A 22,723-nucleotide genomic window follows, 5' to 3' on the forward strand; every position below is an offset into this window, starting at 1 on the left:
ATTATGGAAAATTGATGGAGAACTTTTCTGTAATTCGTTGCATTGCTACTTCCACATTTTCCCGACTATTAAATGCGGAAATGCGGAAGTAACCTTCACCAGCAGCACCAAAACCCGAACCGGGAGTTCCTACAACATTTACAGTCTGTAGTAGTTTGTCAAAAAACTCCCAACTAGTTAAACCAGCTGGTGTCTTCACCCATACATAGGGAGCATTTACTCCACCATAAACTTTTAGACCTGCACTAGTTAATTGTTGACGAATGATTTGAGCATTTTCCAAATAGAAACTTACTAAGGCTTTGATTTGAGCTTGTCCTTCCTCAGAGTAAACAGCTTCTGCACCCCTTTGGACAATATAAGAAACCCCGTTAAATTTGGTGGACTGACGACGGTTCCATAATTTCCACAATTCTATATTGGAACCATCTGCAGCTTTAGCAGTTAGGGTTTTGGGAACAACCGTTAGAGCGCAACGGGTACCAGTGAACCCAGCATTTTTAGAGAAGGAACGAAATTCTATGGCACATTCCCTAGCACCTTCAATTTCATAAATAGAATGGGGAAGTTCAGGATCGGTAATAAATGCTTCATAAGCAGCATCAAAGAAAATTATGGATCCCTGGGATCTAGCATAGTTTACCCAGTCTTTTAGATGTTCTTTGGTAGCTGTTGCACCGGTAGGATTATTAGGAAAACATAAATAAATTAAATCTACCTTTTGCTGGGGTATTTCCGCTGTGAAGTTATTTTCCGCAGTCACAGGTAAATACACCAAACCACCATACTCTCCCTTGTCGTTAGCTTCTCCAGTATTGCCCGCCATCACATTAGTATCGACATAAACGGGATATACAGGGTCAGTAACAGCAATAATGTTATTTCTGCCAAAAATATCTAAAATATTGCCCGTATCGCATTTAGAACCGTCAGAAATGAAGATCTCATCCGCTTCTATGGCAGCTCCCCTAGCTTGAAAATCATGAACAGCTATTTTTTCCCGTAACCACACATAACCCTGTTCCGGTCCATAACCCTTAAAAGTAGTGCGATCGCCCAGATCATGAACAGCTTGAATCATAGCATGGCGACAAGCATCTGGCAGTGGTTCAGTAACATCACCAATACCCAGACGAATAATTTGGGCATCAGGGTTAGCTTGGGCAAAAGCATTGACTCTTCTAGCAATTTCCGGAAACAGATAACCAGCTTTCAGTTTTAGATAGTTGTCGTTAATAGTAGCCATAGTTAATTTACAAGTAATTTTTACGAATAACGGTTTGATCAATCAATTAAAGCATCATACCATGAACTCGCGACTAAAATTGGTCCTAGCTAGTTTCCGAGATCAATTGGTTCAATTCTGTTTGCATCTGGTTCCTGACCAGTTCATAACATTCATTGACATAGTCCACGTCATTAACAGCATCTTTTCCATATCTTTTAAATACAATCGGTGGACAAACTCTAGTATATATCTTAGCAGGTAAAGGAATATTTGGCAGGGGACCTAGGGCTAAACCCCAAGGTAAACCCAAGTATAACGGAAAAACTATAGGGTCAACATCAAATAACCATGGCATTCCCCACTGATGGAACCGCTCCATGATTTTATATAAATCAGTTAATACAATCAAGGTGTCGTGGGATCCCCAGGAAATAGCTGGAACAATTGGCACATTCTCTCGTAATGCTAACTTGATAAAACCCCGTCTGTGGGCAAGATAGATTTTATCTCGCATTCGATGTGGGCGGAATACATCCTCTGCGCCACCAGGATAGACTAAAACACTTGCACCTGCACGAAATGCTGCATAAGCCATTTTAGGATGGGCTCGGATTGCCCCTCCCTTCATAGCTATTTCAGCTGCTGGGGGAAAAACTTCCCATACTTTTGGATGCATTAAACCGTAAATCAGCCTTTCAGTACCAAATCGACGTAACCAGTCATACATCATCATAGACGTATCCGGAGATGCCAACCCCCCATTGTGAGAACCAACAACCAAAATTTTTCCTTCTGGAATATTTTCCCAACCACTGGTTTCTACCCGGAAATAGCAATTATATAAAATTGCTAATAATGGCATCATCTTGGCAATAAATTGGGGATCTCTATGTGTGAGAGACCACCCCGCCCTTTCAGTTTTTACATCCTGCATTTTCAACATTGATTTCATTTAATTATATGGTTTCCAAGTTCCATGAAAACTATGGGGAATTACGGAAGGTAAGGCAAGTTGACAAACTGGTTCTTCGTTCATTCGATGACTGTCAAATATGCAAATTGTGCTACTATGGCTATTGCCATCATAAACCACTGTTAATACCCAACCTCTGTCAGAACTTGTTCTATCTTCAACATAAATTGGTTCTGAAGGATAGCAGTTTAAACCTAGGTTAGCTTCAGTTAAACTACCGTCCTCATGGTCAAATTTGGCCATGCCATTTAATATTTCCCCTTGTGTCTCGGTCCCTTCTTTAAAAATGGACATGTATGTAGCGGGTGAAAATTTGCCAACATTTTTGCTGGGGACACTAGGAAATTCACAGGTTCTATTTAATAAGGTCACCAGTTGTTTAACTCGACCGGTTTGGGGGTTGAGTTCTACTCTGGTAAAGGTAGTTTTGGCGGTTGTTTTTACTTTTCCAGTTGCTACTTCCCGTAAATATTCATTAGTTTGGAAATCAGCATATTTGGCAAAGTCAATAATTACTATACCTCTATTATCAACATAACCATTACTAAAATGCCACTGAAACCAGGATTCGGTTTCTCCTCGACTAACTAAAGATAAATTTTCTCTATCAATAACAATGATTTGGGTTCCTATATGTGGTTGCCAAGTCAAAGCCTGACTGTAACTGCTAATTCCCAATAATACCGACCAGATATTTAACTGTACGGGTGGGGCAAAAAAGATTAAATATGGTCCCGCTAAAACAAAATCATGAATGAGGCTAAATTGGGTCAAATCAAATTGGGACTGTTTAATGATTCTACCAGTGAAATCACTTTTGTAAATATTAAGTATGCCACTCCCCGGAGAACTAGTGCCAAGGTTCACCCCAAAGTTAAATATTTCCCCTGTTTGATGGTCAACCTTGGGATGAGCAGAATAAGCTTTTCCCTGGGTTAACCCCCCCAAACTAGTTAAACCCTTGGTTTCTAAGTTCTCTAAATCTAAAGCATGGGGATGATCACCCTCCCAAAGAGCTAAAAGTTCATCTGGCAATGCCAAAACTGAAGTATTAGCAGCATTTTTAACCGGTCTTTGCCACTTATTCCAAATCATACCGGGTGCTGTCATACCATAATTACCGTAAAGGAACTTATCTGCTTGAGTCTCTTCTTGATACCCCCTGGTCTGTACATAACGATAAACCGCTTTAGCACCGTCATCGCGAAAGTGGACTGCTAAAATGGCTCCATCCCCATCAAACCAGTGTCCCACAGACATATTTCCCCGTTGTAATCTCCCTGGACCGTTGCGGTATAGGGTACCCCGCAAACCCTGGGGAATTTTACCTGTAATTATGGGTAATTGAGAGAGGGGAAATTCTTTTGCTGGTTGCGATATGGCATGGGCCCAAGTTTTTTTATCTAATTTTTGATCATTTACATCTCTGATATATTTCTTATTTACAGTCATATTGACCAATACCTTAGCCAAAAAAAGAGTATTAAAAGTAGGGGCGATGTAGTAGAGTTATAGTCTTACAAAGCAAAAACTCAAAAACCACACACAGCCCATGTTCGAGATTATAACACTATTACAGTGCCTGCTACCAGAAATAAAAATGACGACAATACGTCAGTTGAGTCGGATCCTCATGGCGATAACCCAACCTACACAAGCTGGTTTCAATGAAGATCCCTTAGGAGTTCGCCTTTATTAGGTTCTAGAATAAAGTTGTTAAGGTTATTTTTTCAAAACCTCCACCATGGCTAAACACTTTAACACTGCTGGACCATGTAAAGCCAACATCCACTATATGCTTTCCCCCACCGCTCGCTTACCGGAGTTAAAAGCGCTAATTGATGGAGAAAACTACTTTATCATTCATGCACCGCGACAAGTAGGCAAAACCACCGCTATGATAGCCCTAGCCCAAGAATTGACTGATAGTGGGGAATATATCGCCGTGATGCTTTCTTTAGAAGTAGGGGCACCATTCTCTAGGGATCCGGGTATGGCTGAACGTGCAATTTTGGATGAATGGCAAGAATCCGCTTGTGTATACCTACCAACTAATCTCCACCCACCCCGTTGGCCACCATCTCAACCAGGGCGGCAAATTGGAGCCGCATTAGCTAGTTGGGCTAAGGTTGCTACTCGTCCCCTAGTGGTTTTCCTGGATGAAATTGATGCTTTAGCAGATGAAACATTGATTTCTGTTCTCAGACAATTACGCTCAGGTTACAATCGTCGTCCCCATAGCTTTCCCCATTCGGTAGGGTTAATTGGCATGCGGGATGTGCGGGACTATAAGGTTAAATCCGGTGGAAGTGAACGACTTAATACGTCAAGTCCTTTCAATATCAAGGCTGAGTCTTTAACCCTAAATAATTTTACTTTATCAGAAGTAGAAGAACTTTACTTACAACATACACAAGCTACGGAACAGGTGTTTACCCCGGAAGCCATTCAACAGGCATTTTATTTAACCGATGGACAACCGTGGTTAGTCAACGCCCTAGCTCGTCAAGCTACCCAGGTTTTGGTGAAAGATATTACCCAACCCATTACTGCTGAAGTCATTAACCGAGCCAAAGAAATCCTGATTCAGCGCCAGGATACCCACTTAGACAGCTTAGCAGAGCGCTTACGGGAAGATAGAGTCAAAACAATTATTGAACCAATTTTAGCGGGTGAAGATTTACCTGATGTACCCCAGGATGATATTCGTTATGTCCTGGATTTAGGACTGTGTCGAGACCGAGGACAGGGTTTGGAAATTGCCAATCCAATTTATCGGGAAGTTCTACCCTTGGTGTTAAGTTACACAACCAGGGCTTCCATTGGAGTTATTGAACCTCGTTGGTTAAATGAACAGGGGGAGCTATTACCCGATGAATTATTGGAAGCATTTCTGGAATTTTGGCGACAACATGGGGAACCACTGCTCAAAAGTGCGCCCTACCATGAGATTGCTCCCCATTTGGTATTAATGGCATTTTTACATCGAGTAGTAAACGGTGGTGGTACGTTAGAACGGGAATATGCCATTGGTTCTGGAAGAATGGATATTTGTTTACGCTATGGCAAGGTAGTGATGGGCATAGAGTTAAAGGTGCGGAGGGAAAAGTTGGATCCCCTAACCAAGGGTTTGACCCAACTGGATAAATACCTGGATGGGTTAGGATTGGATAGAGGGTGGTTAGTGATTTTTGATCGCCGTGCGGGATTACCACCCATGGGAGAGAGAATTAGTACGGAGGAGGTCATTAGTCCGGGGGGACGAACCATTACCGTCATTCGTAGTTAGTCGCGAAGCACTGGGTACGCGAGATCGCCATTATTGTTTAAATCATTAATGTTGGGTTTCATACTTCAACCCAACCTACGTTCATCTTATATTTAATTCCACCCACCTACTTAGGTTCTAGAATAAAGTTGTTAAGGTTATTTTTTCAAAACCTCCACCATGGCTAAACACTTTAACACTGCTGGACCATGTAAAGCCAACATCCACTATATGCTTTCCCCCACCGCTCGCTTACCGGAGTTAAAAGCGCTAATTGATGGAGAAAACTACTTTATCATTCATGCACCGCGACAAGTAGGCAAAACCACCGCTATGATAGCCCTAGCCCAAGAATTGACTGATAGTGGGGAATATATCGCCGTGATGCTTTCTTTAGAAGTAGGGGCACCATTCTCCAGGGATCCGGGTATGGCTGAACGTGCAATTTTGGATGAATGGCAAGAATCCGCTTGTGTATACCTACCAACTAATCTCCACCCACCCCGTTGGCCACCATCTCAACCAGGGCGGCAAATTGGAGCCGCATTAGCTAGTTGGGCTAAGGTTGCTACTCGTCCCCTAGTGGTTTTCCTGGATGAAATTGATGCTTTAGCAGATGAAACATTGATTTCTGTTCTCAGACAATTACGCTCAGGTTACAATCGTCGTCCCCATAGCTTTCCCCATTCGGTAGGGTTAATTGGCATGCGGGATGTGCGGGACTATAAGGTTAAATCCGGTGGAAGTGAACGACTTAATACGTCAAGTCCTTTCAATATCAAGGCTGAGTCTTTAACCCTAAATAATTTTACTTTATCAGAAGTAGAAGAACTTTACTTACAACATACACAAGCTACGGGACAGGTGTTTACCCCAGAAGCCATTCAACAGGCATTTTATTTAACCGATGGACAACCGTGGTTAGTCAACGCCCTAGCTCGTCAAGCTACCCAGGTTTTGGTGAAAGACATTACCCAACCCATTACTGCTGAAGTCATTAACCGAACCAAAGAAATCCTGATTCAGCGCCAGGATACCCATTTAGATAGTTTGGCAGAGCGCTTACGGGAAGATCGGGTCAAAGCCATTATTCAACCCATGTTAGCTGGATCCGATCTACCCGATACCCCGGAGGATGATCGCCGTTTCTTGCTGGATTTAGGCTTGGTAAAGCGCAGTCCCTTGGGTGAACTAACCATTGCCAATCCCATTTACCAGGAAGTGATTCCTCGTGTTTTGTCCCAGGGTAGTCAGGATAGTCTACCCCAAATTCAACCCACTTGGTAGGATTCTTCCCACTCCCCATGTACACTATAAGTGGTTCTATTGACATATCCTATGACCCATTCTCAAGATGTTCTTACCTTAGCTCGTTGGATGGCAGCGGATTTCAGCAATCAAGCTCAGGCTTTTGAAAATCCGCCTCTATATGCCCACATTCGTGTCTGTATGCGTCCCCTAGCTTATTCTCTCCTATCTGGGGTCAGTCTTTTTGTTGAACAAGCTTATGATTATGATCTCAAAGATCCCTATCGCGTCCGAGTGTTAAAGTTATTGGTTGAACAAGGGCAAATTATCATTGAAAACTATACGGTCAAAGATGAGAAGGATTTTTATGGATCATCTCGGGATTTGGGTAAATTACAAAATTTAACTGCCGATCGCCTGGAAAAACTATGTGGTTGTAATATGCGGGTGGAGTGGACTGGTAACTGCTTTACCGGTACTGTGGAATCAGGTAAGAATTGTCTAGTGGTTCGCAAGGGACAAAAAACCTATTTAGATAGTAAATTTGAGATAGACGACCAAAAATTCCTCAGCTGGGACAGGGGGAGGGATTTAGAAACCGATCAACATGTTTGGGGTTCCCTCGCTGGGCCATTTCACTTTCTCCGTTGGGGAAATTTCGCCGATGAGGTAAAATTACCCTAGTATTATTAAGGTAGGTATATCTAGTCCGTGAAGATATTTGTATATCATACTCCAGAATTAACCCCCACAGGGGAAATACCAGAATGTGCGATCGCCGTCGATGTTCTACGCGCCACTAGCACTATAGCTACAGTATTGGCTGCTGGTGGCGAAGCGGTACAAGTTTTTTCTGACCTCAACGAACTAACAGAGGTTAGCGAACAATGGCCTGCGCAAAAGCGATTACGGGCTGGAGAACGAGGTGGTGGTAAGGTAGCTGGGTTTGAATTAGGTAATTCCCCTCTGGATTGCACACCAGAACTAGTGGAAGGGAGACGTTTATTTATTAGTACCACCAATGGCACCCGTGCCCTAAAACGAATAGAAGATGCCCCAATTGTTTTAGCAGCAGCCCTAATCAATCGCTCTGCAGTAGTCAATTTTTTATTAGACAAACAACCCCAAAGCGTCTGGATAGTTGGTTCGGGGTGGGAGGGGAGTTTCTCCCTGGAAGATACTGTTTGTGCAGGTGCGATCGCCCATAGTGTATGGCGAAAAACCGGTTTACCGTTAGATGAAATTGCTGGTAATGATGAAGTTACGAGTGCGATCGCTCTTTATGAACAATGGGAAGATAATTTAATAGGATTATTTCATCAAGCCAGTCATGGTAAAAGATTATTACGTCTAGAATGTGCAGAGGACTTAAAATATTGTGCTCAGACGGACATTTTAGACGTTTTACCCCTACAGAGGCAACCAGGGATTTTAACAAGTCACAATGCTTACTGAATTGTGGTGATTGGTACTTCTAGCCAACCCTCAAAGTTGTTCTTTTGGGTGGTACTAGGATTTTCCACTGGACGTAATTGATATTTGTGGGGACGTGGTTTGCCCAAGGTCACCTTGTAGTTCCGCAATTCATCCTGGTGAAAAACCGTTATTTCAATGGTGTCCTTGGGTTGATAGTCTTGTAACCGATGACCTAGTTGATTTATACCTACCTTAATCCCATCAATGGCTAACAGTTCATCACCCACATCTAATCCTGCTGTACTAGCAGGGGAGTGAGCTTCCACAAACTTAATAGTTTCCTGTCCATTTTCCGGTTCCACCCTAATTCCCAGATAAGGTGCGGACTCGGATTGCTCGACTAATGCCAACCCAAAAGGTTCTAAATACTTGAGGAATGGTAAATGCTCTAGACCATCTATATATTGTTTAAAGAAGTCAGATAAATCTATTTGGGCTACCTGTTCAATGACTTCTTTTAAATCTTGGGTAGTATAACCAGTTTCCTGTGTACCAAATTTCCGCCACATTTCCACCATCACATCATTTAAAGAAACTGTATTTTGATGGCGATCGCGAATGAGCAAATCTAATAACAAGGCGACCATTTCCCCTTTTAAATAGTAAGAAATTTGAGAATTTCGACTATTAGGAGAGGGACGATATAACTTAATCCAAGCATCAAAACTAGATTCACTCAGGGGTTGGACATAACGTCCTGGAGTTGTGAGATATCTAGTAATTTGCTGACTCAAATGATGTAAATAAGACCTAGCGTCATAGATTCCTGCTTGAAAAGGAATTAGTAAATCATAGTAACTGGTAATCCCCTCGCAAAACCATAAAGAAGGTGTATAGTTCTCCTGGTCATAATCAAAACTCTGTAACTCCCGGGGACGAATTCTTTTCACATTCCACAGATGAAAGAATTCATGGGCTAACAACTGCATGAATCTTTCATATTTTTCCTTAGTCCTAAATCCTAGCCGATCATAAATTAAGGAACAGGAATTTTTATGCTCTAGACCGCCATAAAGCTCATGGCTTAGGTGGAGGATAAATACATATCTTTCATAAGGTAACCCCCCGAATATTTGTGCCTCACGGGTGATAATTTTTTGTAAATCATCTAGTACCTGTTTGATTTGATAATTTCCCCTCCCCCAAATTGCTAATTCATGAGGTTTATTCCCTACTTGGAAGTGATGTAAATGATGATTACCGATTTCAAAAGGACTATCAATCAGAGCATCGAAATTATCTGCTAAAAATGTATTAGCCTCTTGGTTAACTAGTGGTAAGGCGGTAGTTACTTGCCATTGTGGATTAGGTGTGACCACAGTAATGTAAATTGGCTTTTGTTCCCAACCAGGGATTCTAAAAAACATCCCTGCACCGTTAAAATAACCATGGGTAGCATCCAGGTGATTTGTACGTACTGACAGTTCGTGAGCAAAAATACGATAGCGTACAACGACCTGATTAGCTTTACCTTTTTCTACTTGCCAGTGATTTTTGCTAACCTTCTTCCACCTTAAAGGTTTAGAACCAGCAAATGCGGTAAAATCCTGTAGGTTTTTAGCATATTCTCGCACCAAGTATGACCCTGGTGTCCATACGGGCATTTTCAAATCAACGACTATTCCGGGGTAGTTGTCAATGTGCAGAGTCACCTCAAATAGGTGATTTTCTGGTTTAGGCATTGATACCCAATAGTGAGTTGATGTGTTAGTTTGTTGCAGTAGATCCCTAGATGATAATTTTTGTTCTGTCCCGTTCATGGCCTGATTATAGGAGTAGTTGCGGTAGTCGGAAGTCCCTGATGGGGTGAAAACTGTTTTTTAAGTGAAATTTGAGAATAGATAATTATGGTATCACAGTTATATCCGCTCAATCACTTAAACTACCAGAAATTTGCGGAAAATTCATCAATTCTTAGCACTTCATGGCTTTTACCAGCAACTGGGGAATTTGCTGAGGATATTGGGCAACAGGTATTTGGGCATTACTAAAGGTGCTTAACTTAGTAGAAACACTGCCAAAATCAGGATCACGTTTGACCACGGTGGCAAAGTTGCCTGATTGGTGCCAGGATTTAGAAGGTGGTGCATGTCTACCAGCAATATAAGCAACAACTGGCTTATCAATAGCTGTTGATATGTATTTGGCAGCTACCTCCTCACTTTCACCTCCTGGTTGACCAACTAAAACTATTGCTTCCGTATTTTCATCCTCATCTAGAATTTGTAACCATTGAGAAAAAGAAGAACCTACAATTGCATCACTACCAATACTCACGCTAATAGACTGACCCAACCCAGCTTTAGTTAGTTCCCAAGCTACCTCGTAGGTAAGGGTACTGCTGCGACTGACAATACCTACATTACCAGGAGTATAAAATTCACAGGGCTGGATGCCCAGGAGAATCTTCCCTGGCACAATAATCCCCGGACTATTAGGCCCAACAACTAGAATTTCCTGGTTTTCTGTTTTCCTCAGCAATGTAACCATATCCAGAGGTGGCACCCCTGGGGAGATAATAATGATCTGGGAAATGTTAGCGGCGATCGCCTCTAGTGCAGCATCTAACACTTGATAGGGATGTACACTAATAATTGTTGTATCAATTGTCCCGAAACTTGATACCACCTCTTCCACCAAATCAAAAACTGGCAAATTGTGTGCCATCATGCCACCATGACCGGGATCAACGCCAGCGACCAAATTAGTGCCATAGTATGATTTCATTTGGTCAATATGGGTTGTGGATATCAACTCCGAAAAACCTTGAATTAAAACTTTACTATCCGGCTTTAAGTTCATAAACTCCTTATTAAACTTAGAAAATTTCTTTAAAAAAAGTTAGTACAGCTATTTTCTATACACTGGTGACTTGGTTAAACTTACTGCTTCCTTAACAGCTACATCCAAATTTTCAACCAAGATGAAATTTTCGCTTTGAACTTGTAGGATGGACAGTAATGACTTCCTGGCCACTTGAAAATCATTACCAGCTAGGCGCATGACTATTTTGGGTAAGCGCTGGGGGAGGGTTTTCTGAGGAGTATTTAAAAAGCATCTAAGTTCTTCCAATTGTAATGCCATAAAATCAGTCATCACTCTTGGTACTTCTGAGAGTTCAGGAATAGTACCCAGCAAATTAATGAGAATCACCTGAATATTGCGATCAGCAGCCAAAACCCTTAGTCCAGTTTCCATGCGTTGACTAAATTTTGTCGGTTCTGTGTGGTTCAACCAAGAATGTCGTAAATTTAAGGAGACAGCAGGTTTACCTCCTGCAGCTACCACTGCATCCCAAGTGGTTAAAGCGGAACCAGTACCGTTGGCTAATATGCCAATTTCCCCTTGGTTATTCCTACCCAGCATATCAACCAACATGCCATTTATTCTTTTGCTCCCGGGATCCCGTGCTATTTTAGTTGCTATGTCAGCTATGTCTGGATGACGATTAATAGCCCTTTCATTAACTCTGATTTTGCCATTAAGTGTCATTACTTGACAAGATGAACTCACGCCAAGAGGATTAATTTCCACCAAATCTAAGTCCTTGTGCAAAAACAAATGATACATTTTTGTCATAATGTCGCTGACAGACTGCATTAGTCCGCCCCTCAAACCCATGAGATATGCTAGTCTTCTGGCATAAAATGGGGAAAACTCTTGTTCCACAACCACGTATTGCATGTTCTCTCCGGGAGACTGCCAATCTATGTCTCTTTCCCTACAGCCTAAAAGCACAGGACGACTAATAACTGTATCTAAAACTACTGCTAGGTAGAATTCTTCTTGAGCATTATACTTGCTCTCCGCTAATAAAACTTTTGGTAGTTCTCCACCAATGGGCAAGCTAAATATACTTTGAGCAGCTGCAATGGCATCAATGGTCGTTTCTACAATTTTGACTCCGCCAACCTGTGAGCGATCGTTGGCATACACCTGGGATTTCAGCACAATTGGGTAGGGGATTTTTAACTTTTTTAAATCTGTGGGGTGGTCAATTCTTTGAGATGGTAATACGGGAATTCCTATCTTGTTAAACCACTCCTTAACTTGATACTCGAGTAAGTCCATTATATATACCTTTTTGTGTTAAAAATTAATTTTATTTGATTAACGGATATAGATGTTTTTCCGAGTTCTACCATTCTAGGAGAAATACTACAAAGGTTTCAACTACTGGATAAGAGTAAAATTATTTACTACGTATTTGATTAGCTGTTCTAAGCTTTCCTCGACAGAAAGTTGAGAAGTTTCTACCCGTAAATCTGGCGCTTTGGGTGGTTCGGGCGCTTTGGGTGGTTCGTAGGGGGCGCTGATTCCCGTAAAGGACTCAATTTCTCCACAGCGTGCTTTTGCATAGAGTCCCTTGGGGTCACGTTGTTCACAAATTTCCAGTGGAGTTGCAATATATACTTCATGAAATAGATCTCCGGACAGAATCCGGATTTGCTCCCGGTCTTTCCTGTCTTTAAACAACGATCAAATGGGGACACAAAATGTTCTGTATGTTGAATATTCGCTGATTTCATAATCCATAGAGTTGTTGGAAAATAAGGTATAATAGTCTAGCAGACAAGTAGGGTGATATCAATGTTGGACTTAGACCGCATCCTGAATCAAGAGCGACTGCTACGAGCAATGACTGGACTCAACCGTCAAGCATTCAACAAGCTGTTATCTCAGTTTGCTGATACCTATGAACGCACCGTGTTCAACTCCTTAGCAAACCGTAAACGTGCGCCCGGGGAGGGACGCAAGCCCACATTGAGAACTATAACTGGTCATGGACTCATTTAGGGCTTCTAATGTTCGTGCCTCACGACTACGGAGAAATTGCTTTAATTTTGACAAACATAATTCTATCGGAGAGTGGAGTCTCCTGTTCACTGGCATTTAGACTTTTTTTATGACGTAGACCCAACTTTTCTAAGGCTCGATGCATGGTTGTGATACTAACACTAGTGCCCGTCGTTTCTCTCAGGCGATCGCATAATTCTGAAAGTAGTAAATCATTTTTCTCATCCAGCCAAGACTTGATCATGTTTAAATATTGGCCTGCAATTATAGGCTTTTCATATCCTCCACATTGCTTTGGCTCAACTTGCCCAGGTTCACGATAACGACGTACTAAATTTTTCACAAATGATAAGCTGACCTTGAATCTTTCTGACAACTGGCGTTGAGATCCCTCTTGAGCAACCCATGCTACAATCACGCGATTACGCAAATCTATTGAATAAGGTTTTGGCATATAATTTGACAGCACTTCTACTCTATTTTAGTTTATTACCCTTATTATAGCTTATCTTATTTTGGAGTTTAACTACATGAAAATTGCTGTAGCATTGCCCTGCAATAGCCAAAACATTAGTACTAATAAAGCATTGATAATAATGCCATATTGTCCAATACCCAGAGTAGTGGTATGAGTACCAAGTGACAAACAAGTAACTATTGTAAACCAGGCTTTTAATTTTCCATAGGGTTTGCCGATTTGATAAGCAAAAATGGCTAAAATAACTAGAGAGATGGCATTTAAAAGAACATGATACCACAGGGTTAATTCAAAAGGAATGGGTGGGAAAAATATGAAACCTGAGAAAAAAGCCCAAGCTGGATATCCCCCAGATGTTACAGCACCCAGTTGAGGATCTATCAAAGGTGAACCGTTGGTAATATCATAGGGATATAAACCATAATAAATATACCTTTGTTCTTTCCAACGAGTATATAAATCTGTAGATTGTGCATTTATTATCAATTTATAAAAACCTATGATAAGGTAAAGAAAACAGAGTATGCTTAAAGCTGCGGATAGGCCAAAGATAATTTTTGAGGGGGTAAGCTTTTTAAAAAACAGTAGTTTATTCATTCTCTTGCTTAAAACTGACTTCATGAGTAAAGATTATTATAGCCAACTTACTTAAAGCTGCTGCGCCTTTTTCCAGTAGCATTTCCAGTCTATCCAGTGCCATCGCACCCTTTGGGTAAGCTAAATATACTTTGAGCAGCTGCAATGGCATCAATAGTCGTTTCTGCAATTTTGACTCCGCCAACTTGTGAGCGGTCTTTGGCATACACCTGGGATTTCAGCACAATTGGGTAGGGGATTTTTAACCTTTTTAAATCTGTGGGGTGGTCAATTCTTTGAGATGGTAATACGGGAATTCCTATCTTGTTAAACCACTCCTTAACTTGATACTCGAGTAAGTCCATTATATATACCTTTTTGCGTTAAAAATTAATTTTATTTGATTAACGGAATAGATGTTTTTCCGAGTTCTACCATTCTAGGAGAAATACTACAAAGGTTTCAACTACTGGATAACAGTAAAATTATTTACTACGTATTCGATTAGCTGTTCTAAGCTTTCCGGTCAACCTACTCGAGGGTGCCTTCTCCGCTCTCCGCAAGAGAGGGAAAGTTTTTAAAAACCCCTCTCCCAGGGGTATTTCGGTCCAGGTAATAGTTTATTCGAGTGTAGTAATATCAATACCCTTAGCTTTTAATTGTGCTAGTAAGGTTTGATACTTTTGTTGTTCCTGCTCTTTAAGAAATCTTTCTTGTTCTTTAAGCAGTTTTTCCCGTTCTGCACGCTGAGTTTCCTGTTCTTTAAGCAGTTTTTCCCGTTCTGCACGCTGAGTTTCCTGTTCTTTAAGCATTTTTTCCCGTTCTGCACGTTGATTTGCTTGTTCTCGAAGAAATTTTTCCTGTTCTGCATAATTGCTCAACTCTACAGGACTAAGAAACCTACCACCGTCTGGATAATAGATGACTAATTCATCTCCCGTCATATCAAACCGTACATCCAATCTTGGACTAGTCCAAACACTAAAATCCTTAATCTCTTTAAATGAATTATTTTCTCTAATAGATACTTCTAGACTAATCCTATCTGGGTCATACACATAATACTCTTCTACTCCATGTTTCAGATAAAACAGCTTTTTTTTGTCCATTTCATCTTGAGTATTCCCGGGAGATAAAATTTCAAAAACCACCTGGGGAGGAATATTATCCTCCTCCCACTGTCGATAAGACCCCCGGTGTGCCTTGGGTCTCCCAAACACCACCATGGTATCGGGAGCTAGTTTAATTTTGTTGCTCCCCTCTACTGGATACCAAAATAAGTCCCCAGCTACAAACACATGTGGATTAGACTTAAATAGTATTTCCAGATTCTCTTTGATTTTGACAATCCATGTGAATTGTTTAGTGTTATCCGCCATGGGTTCACCATCACTTTCTGGGTAGACAATTTCAGGGACGATTGTCTCTCCAAGCTGATTTTTATTAGATTTTATCACCCCTAGTTGAGTTTTTGGTGGAACTTGCCTCACCATATCTATACCTCCCATTGACTTTGGTACTGACTCAATCGGTTTAACTTACTATAACATGGCTTCTGTAGAAATGTGTTTCGTACCCCCACTTAAAATTAATTGAGTTGATTAAATCTAATATCTTTACTCATGCTTGAGAGCGATCGCCTCCTGAATTATGCCAAAAAAACCATCTATCTAAATATCACGCTTGACTTACTCAACAAAGTTAGATAAGTTAGGGTCATAATCATGTGCTGAGCCTTGATGGTCTTCATGATCCCAGTTCGTATAAACCAGACTCGCCCACCTAATGATTCAAATTCAACTCAACCTACCCGAGGGTGCCTTCTCTGCTCTCCGCAGCACCCCAGGGGAGTTCGCTCAAGAATTGCTTATCGCTGGCGTAGTTAAGTGGTATGAAATTGGCATGATCTCCCAATCCAAAGCTGTCGAAATTGCTGGCATCAGTCGTCAGTCTTTTTTACAGGCCCTTGAGCGATTTGGAGTTTCCCCATTTCAGACTACCTTAGAAGAACTCACGGAGGAAATTAACCGTGGTTAAGCGTTGGGTAGTCAATGCCTCCCCGATTATCAGCCTAGTCAAAATTAATCGCATACATTATTTACTCAGTGAACTGTGTTTAGAAAAGCTGATGCAAGTTGGTTTACGCATTAGTCCGACTATCCTTGCTCATGCGATCGCTCTGGCAAAAGAGTAGTAATAAGCTGTCGTGCAGCTAGAACGTATAAAATGAGCGGTAAAATTTAACTTGCAGTTTGGACCCCGAGTGTGAGAACCTGCTGCATTTTGACAATGGGGATCTCCACATTGACATTTTCTTGTTGTAGCCAAAGTTTTAAAGCTGCTGCACCTTGTTGCACCAGCATTTCCAATCCATCCAGTGCGATCGCACCCTGTGCTTGTGCTAATTGTAAAAATCGGGTTGGTTTGGGAGTGTAGATTAGGTCATAGGCGATCGCATGGCTAGGTAATTTATGCAGTTGGTCTTCAGTCACAGGTGACTCATCTATATTTGGGTACATACCAATGGGTGTGGTATTGACTAACAAGTTACATTGAGGGATGAGCTGTGGTAATTGCTCCCAACTATGGGTCTTGAGTTTATTAGTCAATTCATGAGCAAGGGGAGAATCTATCCAACTTTGCTCAAGTTGTTTTAATTTTTCCATATTCCTACCTACTAGGTGAATTTCTCCCATTCCCAGTTGAATACAACCAGCAACCACTGCTCTTGCTGCACCACCGTTGCCTATAACTACCGCTTTCTTTTCATGCCAGTTTTGATTGTATGTAGTTTGTAGTGGTGCTATAAATCCTGCCACATCCGTATTTGTTCCTATCCACCTCTCCCCTACACGAATTACCGTATTAACTGCACCTATAGCTTGAGCAACAGGAGATATTTCATGTAATAAAGGTATAATTGCCTGTTTATGGGGAATTGTGACATTAAAACCAACCACACCAATGGAAGCAAAACCAGCGATCGCCTGTTGTAAATTGTCCGGTGCAATGGGAAAAGGCAAATACACGTAGTCTAATCCTAAGTGGTGTAAAGCTGCATTGTGCATCAAGGGTGATAGGGAGTGCTCCACAGGATAGCCAATCACTCCCATAATTTTAGTTTTTCCAGTAATTCTTGGACAATGATCATATTCTTGGTCATTCATACAATTAGGACGCTGACATTTTTAAAAACTTGAGGTAATTATACTAGTTTAGAAGACAAGTAGGAAAAATACAAAGTAAGATCCCCCTAGGTTCTGATGGAACCTGGGGGGATTTTAACTAAGAACTAGGAAGAACTAGGAATTGCTGCCTAAACTAACTTTCACCACTTTGCTTTTTTCTTCTACCAATTTGGGTAAGGTCAGATGCAAAATACCATCTTTGTAATCAGCAGTAACATTGGTGTTTTGAACAGGTACGGGAAGGGAAATCACTCGGTGGAACTGACCATAATAAAACTCTGTCTTGGTTTTGTTTTTTCCCTCAACAGTAGTTTGAGACTTCCTTTCTCCGGTAATAGAAACTGAATCCTCTGTAACTTGAATATCCAGGTCTTTAGCTTCCATGCCAGGAATCTCTAGCTTGAGAACAATTGTGTCCTCAGTTTCAGTCATTTCTGCTGCTGGAACCCTAGCCACAGTATTTAAATCCTTTAAGCTAGTAGGTACAAAATCACCCAACAATTGGTTCAAATTACGTTCTAGGGTTTCTATTTCTTTCCAAGGACTGTAACGAATTAGTGCCATAATCGATTCCTCTGTCAATTTATTAGTAGTTTGTTTAGTGATTGCAAGAGTTTTATCAACCCTTTGACTATTATGTTATTCCTAGTTAAAAAAGATGTAAATTCGGCTCTCTCACTTATTTAATGATGATTACCGTACTTATAGTTTCCTAGACATAGATAAGGATATAAATAATATCCCCAGCTTTTTTGGGAAATGAGGTACAATTTTAATTAATCTTCCGTTGTTGATTTACAATATTGACGGGGAGGTAATACCAAAATGGCTACCACGGATGAATACAGACAACATATAAAAAATCTTCTGTCGGCACAAGCCAAGCTAGTTTGGGATAAACGTATTTAATCAGAAATGATTTTTGATACTGAACGGGATCACTATCAACTCTTATTATTGTTCTTTAAAACCCTCATATTAGTGCTTGTACAAAAAAACATTGATATTTCCAATGAATTTCCGATCGCAAAAACCATATTCGTGACAATTGAGTTAGAATTATTAAAGGTTTGTTACAGAGCTGGCAAAAGACCCCCATTTCTGATATGCAAGCCCTATCTAGTTCTCAAATATAAAAACTCAAAAACTCACAAAGGCTCTCTATGACGCTCCCAATTCGTAACGTCGCCATTATCGCCCACGTTGACCACGGCAAAACCACCCTGGTTGATGCTCTCCTGAAACAGTCCGGCATTTTCCGCGAAGGCGAAGACGTTCCGGATTGTGTCATGGACTCCAATGATCTAGAGAGAGAGCGAGGCATTACTATTCTTTCCAAGAATACTGCGGTTAAGTATAAAGATACCCTAATCAATATTGTGGACACTCCCGGTCACGCTGACTTTGGTGGAGAGGTGGAACGAGTTCTGGGTATGGTGGATGGTTGTATACTAATTGTTGATGCTAATGAAGGACCCATGCCTCAAACCAGGTTTGTGTTAAAAAAGGCTTTGGAAAAGGGCCTACGTCCCATTGTGGTAATTAACAAAATCGACCGCGCTAAGGCTGATCCCCATGTTGCTGTTGATAAGGTTTTAGACCTGTTCCTGGAATTGGGTGCAGATGATGATCAGTGTGATTTTCCCTATCTATTCGCATCGGGAATGGCTGGTTATGCTAAAGAAACCCTGGAAGCAGAATCGGTAGACATGAAACCCTTGTTTGAGGCAATCTTACGCCACGTTCCCGCACCGGTGGGTGACCCCCTCAAACCACTCCAACTACAAGTGACCACCCTGGACTATTCCGAATATCTGGGACGGATTGTAATTGGTAGAATCCACAACGGTACTATTCGCGCTGGACAACAGGCAGCTTTAGTAACAGAAACTGGCAATATTGTCAAGTCCAAAATTTCTAAACTGATGGGATTTGAAGGCTTAAAGCGAGTAGAACTAGAAGAAGCTTCTGCTGGCTATATTGTGGCGGTAGCTGGTTTTGCGGACGCATATATTGGAGAAACTATTACAGATCCTAATGAACCCCAGGCATTACCACTCATTAAAGTGGATGAACCAACCTTACAGATGACCTTCTGGGTAAATGATTCACCCTTTGCTGGACAGGAAGGTAAACTGGTCACATCTCGTCAAGTGCGCGATCGCCTGTTCCGCGAACTAGAAACCAACGTAGCTTTAAGGGTGGAAGAAACCGATTCACCTGATAAGTTCCACGTATCTGGTCGAGGTGAACTGCACTTGGGGATCTTGATTGAAACCATGCGTCGGGAAGGATATGAGTTCCAGGTTTCCCAACCTCAAGTAATCTACCGAGAAGTTAACGGTCAACCTTGTGAACCCTACGAACTGTTAGTATTAGACGTTCCCGCTGATGCTGTTGGTAGCTGTATAGAACGTTTGGGTCAACGTCGAGGAGAAATGCAAGATATGCAACCAAGAGCAGGCGATCGCACCCAATTAGAATTTGTGATTCCCGCTCGTGGTTTAATTGGGTTCCGGGGGGAATTTATGCGCATGACCCGTGGTGAAGGTATCATGAACCACAGTTTCCTGGACTATCGCCCCCTTTCTGGAGAAATTGAAGCCCGCAACAAAGGTGTATTAATTGCCTTTGAAGAAGGTGTTTCCACATTTTACGCCATGAAAAACGCGGAGGACCGTGGTGTATTCTTTATTCATCCTGGAACCAAGGTCTACAAAGGTATGATTGTAGGTGAGCATAATCGTCCTCAAGACTTAGAACTAAATGTTTGTAAAACTAAGCAATTAACTAACCACCGGGCATCGGGTGGGGACGAACTTGTGCAGTTACAAACACCAGTAGAAATGAGTTTAGAAAGGGCGTTAGAGTACATTGGTTCAGATGAGCTAGTAGAAGTGACACCCCAGTCCATACGTTTACGTAAGATGGTGAAGAAGCTGGCAAAACAAAGGTAATTGATGTGGGGAGATGGGGATTTCAAAATTGCAGGGAGGGCTAAAAGCGGTTTTTAAAAACATCCTCCCTGGATTAGGTGGGTGGAATTAAATATAAGATGAATGTAGGATGGGTTGAGCAACGAAACCCATCCTACAAATAATTGTGACTCCGTACTTAAATCTGTAAAATACGGGCAAAGAAGTCAGGAATGGGGAGGACAATTAGTAATAATAAAGCTATTGCCATCAACCCTAAAAAATCTCTTTTGTTGTCTAGTTCCGTAATATCATTGAGAGCTGGTTCATCAACTAGAGGAATAAACAATAACATAATTGCCCAGAATAAAAACTCTTGTCTAATAAAAGAAAGAATCAACAGAAGAAACCGAGCAAGTTGCCCGATTAACATGGCAGTTCTCTGACCAAACATGGCATGAACAATATGACCACCATCCAATTGACCCACGGGCATTAAATTTAAGGCTGTGACTATTAGACCTAAAAGTCCCGCTACGGCTACAGGATGCAAATCTAGGGCTGAGTTAGCTGTTAATTGACCACCCAATACCAATTTAGATAGTAGGGCTAATAATATTGAATAACGAGGATTCAATGCGTCAGGATTTAAAATTCCTGCCTGTTGATTAATAGTCACGATTTCTGAATTGGCTAAACCCCACAATAGTAAGGGTAAAGTTGCCAAAAAACCAGCTAATGGACCTGCTATACCCACGTCAAATAAAGCTTTTCGGTTGGGGATTGGACTTTTAATTTGAATAAATGCTCCAAATGTGCCCAAGAAAAAAGGTATGGGAATAAAATAGGGGAGGGTGGAATTGATTCTATACAATTTAGCAGTAAAATAGTGCCCCAGTTCATGAATACCCAAAATTGTCATTAACCCCAAAGCATAGGGTAAACCATAAATCATCAAAGACCAGTCAGCTTGTAATCTTCCTGCTTGAATTCCGGCAATTTGTACACCTATCCCAGTGGTGGTCACTAGGGTGAGTATTAATAGTGTTAATGCTGTGAACCCTTGGCGTAAATTGTCTTTTTCTCTCTCTTGTCTATTGCCCTGTTTGTTGGGAATTAGAACAAAGAATGGTTTGCCATCTGCTCCTTCTTGAAAAATGACCAAAAAGCGATCCGCAAATTCTCTTTCAATATTGGTCTTAATCTGCTGATAGGTTTCCTGGGGATTGCCTCGTAAATGTCCACGACATATTACTGCTTGAGGTCTATACTCAATATTATGAATATAATATAAGGACCAAGGAAAACAATTTCTCAGATTTGTCTCTTCTGCTATTTCAATTGGTCTCACTGGTGACTGCTGTGGTTCGCTATTACTTATTGATGTTGATTCTCTATTCTCACCTCGGGGTTCTCTATTTCTTTGTCCTCTGTTTCCAGAAATAAACAAAATCCAACATAAGAACACACTTAAAAATACACACGCAACAATGAATACTAATGGCGGTGATTGGGTTGGACCATAGATGATTGTCCAAAGTTCCCAAATAATTGCTGGGGCCATTAATATCAACCATAATAACCAGACCGGAACGCGGGTTATATGGGAAAGGACGTTTCTCACTATAACATAGGTCAACAGTCCTAATAACACTAGAAACCAAGATGTCATATTTTTTCAGATTTTTTCAGAGTTTGGGAGGTTCAGGATTTATCAGAAATATTGGACCCCACAATGATCTATATTTGAAATTGATTAATGAACACGATTAATCCAGTATAATTGCTCTTAATTATTTTTCGAATCGTTATCAACTTATGTCCTTAGCACCTCCAACATCTAGTAATACAATAAAACCTCCACAAATTATACTATCTCAAGATCCGGAGGAGGAAGCAACAGTATCACCAGATACAAAATTTACCAATTCCCAAAAGTCAACCAAAATTTTAGCCTTTCCCCCAAATCGGGAAACTTTGGGTGGAACCTCCTATTTGATTGTCAGGAATGGGGGTAATATCCTCATTGATTGTCCCGCTTGGGAACAAATAGCTGGGAATCAGACCTACCTGCAAAAGGGTGCGGTACGTTGGTTGTTTATTAGTCATCGCGGTGCTATGGGTAAGGTTGCCCAAATTCAACAAGCTCTTGACTGTGAAATTCTCATCCAAGAGCAGGAAGCCTATTTATTACCAGGTTTAACTCTCACCACTTTTAGTCAAGAACTGTCTGTTGATCACACCACACAATTAATCTGGACTCCAGGTCATTCCCCAGGGTCCTCTTGTCTATACTATCGCGAATTTGGAGGAATTTTATTTTCCGGAAGACATTTAGTCCCTAACCCCCAAGCTCAACTAGTACCATTTCGCACTGCAACAACTTTCCATTGGCCTAGACAACTCAAAAGTCTTGCTAAACTATGCGATCGCTTTTCTCCTGACACACTACAATACATCTGTCCAGGTGCTCATATTGGCTTTCTCCGGGGAAGATTTATTCTGGATCAAGGATATGAGCTATTGATGAATGCATCCTCTAATGCTTATCAAATATAGTTTCTATCATATCCCCC

Annotated in this window: 21 protein-coding genes and 2 pseudogenes; 9 read left to right on the forward strand and 14 right to left on the reverse strand. The window is 41.2% G+C overall.

Annotation, left to right across the window (positions count from 1 at the left end; all coding sequences use genetic code 11):
* Position 1: 1 nt before the first annotated feature.
* The 3 genes from IAR63_RS03425 to IAR63_RS03435 all read right to left on the reverse strand — a co-directional run bounded on the left by IAR63_RS03425 (position 2) and on the right by IAR63_RS03435 (position 3,653).
* A complete protein-coding gene (locus IAR63_RS03425) occupies positions 2 to 1,246 on the reverse strand; it encodes an LL-diaminopimelate aminotransferase (RefSeq protein ID WP_187706597.1) in 1,245 nt (414 codons plus the stop codon).
* Positions 1,247 to 1,331: 85 nt separating this feature from the next.
* On the reverse strand, positions 1,332 to 2,171 hold the full coding sequence (locus IAR63_RS03430) for a lysophospholipid acyltransferase family protein (protein ID WP_096547682.1): 840 nt from the start codon (positions 2,169 to 2,171) through the stop codon (positions 1,332 to 1,334).
* Between the two features lie 9 nt (positions 2,172 to 2,180).
* Positions 2,181 to 3,653, reverse strand: coding sequence for a carotenoid oxygenase family protein (locus tag IAR63_RS03435; RefSeq protein ID WP_187706598.1), 1,473 nt, complete (start codon positions 3,651 to 3,653; stop codon positions 2,181 to 2,183).
* 292 nt (positions 3,654 to 3,945) lie between these two features.
* Between IAR63_RS03435 and IAR63_RS03440 the strand changes: the two genes are divergently transcribed.
* From IAR63_RS03440 to IAR63_RS03455, 4 genes and pseudogenes are all read left to right on the forward strand, one after another.
* Positions 3,946 to 5,490 carry an ATP-binding protein gene (locus tag IAR63_RS03440; RefSeq protein ID WP_057178494.1) on the forward strand — a complete coding sequence of 515 codons (1,545 nt, stop codon included), beginning with the start codon at positions 3,946 to 3,948 and terminating at the stop codon, positions 5,488 to 5,490.
* A 159-nt stretch (positions 5,491 to 5,649) separates the two neighbouring features.
* Positions 5,650 to 6,753, forward strand: a pseudogene (locus tag IAR63_RS03445) (ATP-binding protein); the annotation flags it as partial.
* A 54-nt stretch (positions 6,754 to 6,807) separates the two neighbouring features.
* Entirely contained in the window at positions 6,808 to 7,401 is a 594-nt protein-coding gene (locus IAR63_RS03450; protein WP_187706599.1) for a chromophore lyase CpcT/CpeT, read from the forward strand.
* A gap of 27 nt (positions 7,402 to 7,428) precedes the next feature.
* Positions 7,429 to 8,172, forward strand: coding sequence for a 2-phosphosulfolactate phosphatase family protein (locus IAR63_RS03455; RefSeq protein ID WP_187706600.1), 744 nt, complete (start codon positions 7,429 to 7,431; stop codon positions 8,170 to 8,172).
* Here IAR63_RS03455 and IAR63_RS03460 read toward each other — a convergent pair.
* The 4 genes from IAR63_RS03460 to IAR63_RS03475 all read right to left on the reverse strand — a co-directional run bounded on the left by IAR63_RS03460 (position 8,166) and on the right by IAR63_RS03475 (position 12,669).
* Positions 8,166 to 9,875 (reverse strand): M61 family metallopeptidase, encoded by a 1,710-nt coding sequence (locus tag IAR63_RS03460; protein WP_235678343.1) that lies wholly within the window; start codon positions 9,873 to 9,875, stop codon positions 8,166 to 8,168. The two genes, IAR63_RS03455 and IAR63_RS03460, sit on opposite strands and share 7 nt — an antisense overlap.
* A gap of 232 nt (positions 9,876 to 10,107) precedes the next feature.
* Entirely contained in the window at positions 10,108 to 10,995 is an 888-nt protein-coding gene (locus IAR63_RS03465) for a succinate--CoA ligase subunit alpha (RefSeq protein WP_187706601.1), read from the reverse strand.
* Positions 10,996 to 11,043: 48 nt separating this feature from the next.
* Complete coding sequence (locus IAR63_RS03470; RefSeq protein WP_187706602.1) at positions 11,044 to 12,264, reverse strand: ATP-grasp domain-containing protein; 1,221 nt, start codon at positions 12,262 to 12,264, stop codon at positions 11,044 to 11,046.
* A 102-nt stretch (positions 12,265 to 12,366) separates the two neighbouring features.
* A complete protein-coding gene (locus IAR63_RS03475; protein ID WP_187706603.1) occupies positions 12,367 to 12,669 on the reverse strand; it encodes an adenylyl-sulfate kinase in 303 nt (100 codons plus the stop codon).
* Positions 12,670 to 12,783: 114 nt separating this feature from the next.
* Between IAR63_RS03475 and IAR63_RS03480 the strand changes: the two genes are divergently transcribed.
* On the forward strand, positions 12,784 to 12,990 hold the full coding sequence (locus IAR63_RS03480) for a hypothetical protein (protein WP_235678344.1): 207 nt from the start codon (positions 12,784 to 12,786) through the stop codon (positions 12,988 to 12,990).
* A 25-nt stretch (positions 12,991 to 13,015) separates the two neighbouring features.
* Here the strand turns inward: IAR63_RS03480 and IAR63_RS03485 are convergent, their stop codons facing one another.
* The 4 genes and pseudogenes from IAR63_RS03485 to IAR63_RS03500 form a co-directional block, all read right to left on the reverse strand.
* Entirely contained in the window at positions 13,016 to 13,444 is a 429-nt protein-coding gene (locus IAR63_RS03485; RefSeq protein ID WP_235678345.1) for a helix-turn-helix domain-containing protein, read from the reverse strand.
* Between the two features lie 72 nt (positions 13,445 to 13,516).
* The gene (locus IAR63_RS03490) at positions 13,517 to 13,954 is read right to left on the reverse strand and encodes a hypothetical protein (protein WP_187706604.1); all 438 of its coding nucleotides are present in this window, start codon (positions 13,952 to 13,954) and stop codon (positions 13,517 to 13,519) included.
* Positions 13,955 to 14,178: 224 nt separating this feature from the next.
* Positions 14,179 to 14,409, reverse strand: a pseudogene (locus IAR63_RS03495) (ATP-grasp domain-containing protein); the annotation flags it as partial.
* A gap of 255 nt (positions 14,410 to 14,664) precedes the next feature.
* A complete protein-coding gene (locus tag IAR63_RS03500; protein ID WP_187707344.1) occupies positions 14,665 to 15,537 on the reverse strand; it encodes a Uma2 family endonuclease in 873 nt (290 codons plus the stop codon).
* A 292-nt stretch (positions 15,538 to 15,829) separates the two neighbouring features.
* Here IAR63_RS03500 and IAR63_RS03505 point away from each other — a divergent pair, with 292 nt between their 5' ends.
* Both IAR63_RS03505 and IAR63_RS03510 read left to right on the forward strand, forming a co-directional pair.
* Positions 15,830 to 16,081, forward strand: coding sequence for a UPF0175 family protein (locus IAR63_RS03505; protein ID WP_187706605.1), 252 nt, complete (start codon positions 15,830 to 15,832; stop codon positions 16,079 to 16,081).
* The gene (locus IAR63_RS03510; protein ID WP_187706606.1) at positions 16,074 to 16,238 is read left to right on the forward strand and encodes a hypothetical protein; all 165 of its coding nucleotides are present in this window, start codon (positions 16,074 to 16,076) and stop codon (positions 16,236 to 16,238) included. The genes IAR63_RS03505 and IAR63_RS03510 overlap by 8 nt, the downstream gene beginning before the upstream one ends.
* Before the next feature lie 46 nt (positions 16,239 to 16,284).
* On the opposite strand, the gene IAR63_RS03515 is transcribed toward IAR63_RS03510, so the two are convergent.
* Positions 16,285 to 17,211 carry a shikimate dehydrogenase gene (locus IAR63_RS03515; RefSeq protein ID WP_187706607.1) on the reverse strand — a complete coding sequence of 309 codons (927 nt, stop codon included), beginning with the start codon at positions 17,209 to 17,211 and terminating at the stop codon, positions 16,285 to 16,287.
* Between the two features lie 135 nt (positions 17,212 to 17,346).
* Positions 17,347 to 17,796, reverse strand: a complete 450-nt coding sequence (locus tag IAR63_RS03520) for an Hsp20/alpha crystallin family protein (protein WP_096545286.1) — start codon at positions 17,794 to 17,796, stop codon at positions 17,347 to 17,349.
* Between the two features lie 599 nt (positions 17,797 to 18,395).
* On the opposite strand from IAR63_RS03520, the gene typA reads away from it, so the two are divergent.
* Positions 18,396 to 20,189 carry a translational GTPase TypA gene (typA, locus tag IAR63_RS03525; RefSeq protein ID WP_096545290.1) on the forward strand — a complete coding sequence of 598 codons (1,794 nt, stop codon included), beginning with the start codon at positions 18,396 to 18,398 and terminating at the stop codon, positions 20,187 to 20,189.
* 157 nt (positions 20,190 to 20,346) lie between these two features.
* On the opposite strand, the gene IAR63_RS03530 is transcribed toward typA, so the two are convergent.
* A complete protein-coding gene (locus IAR63_RS03530) occupies positions 20,347 to 21,819 on the reverse strand; it encodes a site-2 protease family protein (protein WP_187706608.1) in 1,473 nt (490 codons plus the stop codon).
* Positions 21,820 to 21,965: 146 nt separating this feature from the next.
* Between IAR63_RS03530 and IAR63_RS03535 the strand changes: the two genes are divergently transcribed.
* Positions 21,966 to 22,706 (forward strand): MBL fold metallo-hydrolase, encoded by a 741-nt coding sequence (locus tag IAR63_RS03535; RefSeq protein WP_187706609.1) that lies wholly within the window; start codon positions 21,966 to 21,968, stop codon positions 22,704 to 22,706.
* Positions 22,707 to 22,723: the final 17 nt, after the last annotated feature.

Source organism: Cylindrospermopsis curvispora GIHE-G1, assembly GCF_014489415.1.
Taxonomy (GTDB): domain Bacteria; phylum Cyanobacteriota; class Cyanobacteriia; order Cyanobacteriales; family Nostocaceae; genus Raphidiopsis; species Raphidiopsis curvispora_A.

Excerpts from the sequence above, each read along its gene's own strand:
- IAR63_RS03435 (WP_187706598.1), bottom strand. The coding sequence starts at position 3,653 with ATGACTGTAAATAAGAAATATATCAGAGATGTAAATGATCAAAAATTA.
- IAR63_RS03440 (WP_057178494.1), top strand. The coding sequence starts at position 3,946 with ATGGCTAAACACTTTAACACTGCTGGACCATGTAAAGCCAACATCCAC.
- IAR63_RS03430 (WP_096547682.1), bottom strand. The coding sequence starts at position 2,171 with ATGTTGAAAATGCAGGATGTAAAAACTGAAAGGGCGGGGTGGTCTCTC.
- IAR63_RS03460 (WP_235678343.1), bottom strand. The coding sequence starts at position 9,875 with ATGCCTAAACCAGAAAATCACCTATTTGAGGTGACTCTGCACATTGAC.
- typA (WP_096545290.1), top strand. The coding sequence starts at position 18,396 with ATGACGCTCCCAATTCGTAACGTCGCCATTATCGCCCACGTTGACCAC.
- IAR63_RS03500 (WP_187707344.1), bottom strand. The coding sequence starts at position 15,537 with ATGGTGAGGCAAGTTCCACCAAAAACTCAACTAGGGGTGATAAAATCT.
- IAR63_RS03470 (WP_187706602.1), bottom strand. The coding sequence starts at position 12,264 with ATGGACTTACTCGAGTATCAAGTTAAGGAGTGGTTTAACAAGATAGGA.
- IAR63_RS03535 (WP_187706609.1), top strand. The coding sequence starts at position 21,966 with ATGTCCTTAGCACCTCCAACATCTAGTAATACAATAAAACCTCCACAA.
- IAR63_RS03515 (WP_187706607.1), bottom strand. The coding sequence starts at position 17,211 with ATGAATGACCAAGAATATGATCATTGTCCAAGAATTACTGGAAAAACT.
- IAR63_RS03520 (WP_096545286.1), bottom strand. The coding sequence starts at position 17,796 with ATGGCACTAATTCGTTACAGTCCTTGGAAAGAAATAGAAACCCTAGAA.
- IAR63_RS03425 (WP_187706597.1), bottom strand. The coding sequence starts at position 1,246 with ATGGCTACTATTAACGACAACTATCTAAAACTGAAAGCTGGTTATCTG.
- IAR63_RS03530 (WP_187706608.1), bottom strand. The coding sequence starts at position 21,819 with ATGACATCTTGGTTTCTAGTGTTATTAGGACTGTTGACCTATGTTATA.
- IAR63_RS03485 (WP_235678345.1), bottom strand. The coding sequence starts at position 13,444 with ATGCCAAAACCTTATTCAATAGATTTGCGTAATCGCGTGATTGTAGCA.
- IAR63_RS03480 (WP_235678344.1), top strand. The coding sequence starts at position 12,784 with ATGTTGGACTTAGACCGCATCCTGAATCAAGAGCGACTGCTACGAGCA.
- IAR63_RS03505 (WP_187706605.1), top strand. The coding sequence starts at position 15,830 with ATGATTCAAATTCAACTCAACCTACCCGAGGGTGCCTTCTCTGCTCTC.
- IAR63_RS03465 (WP_187706601.1), bottom strand. The coding sequence starts at position 10,995 with ATGAACTTAAAGCCGGATAGTAAAGTTTTAATTCAAGGTTTTTCGGAG.
- IAR63_RS03450 (WP_187706599.1), top strand. The coding sequence starts at position 6,808 with ATGACCCATTCTCAAGATGTTCTTACCTTAGCTCGTTGGATGGCAGCG.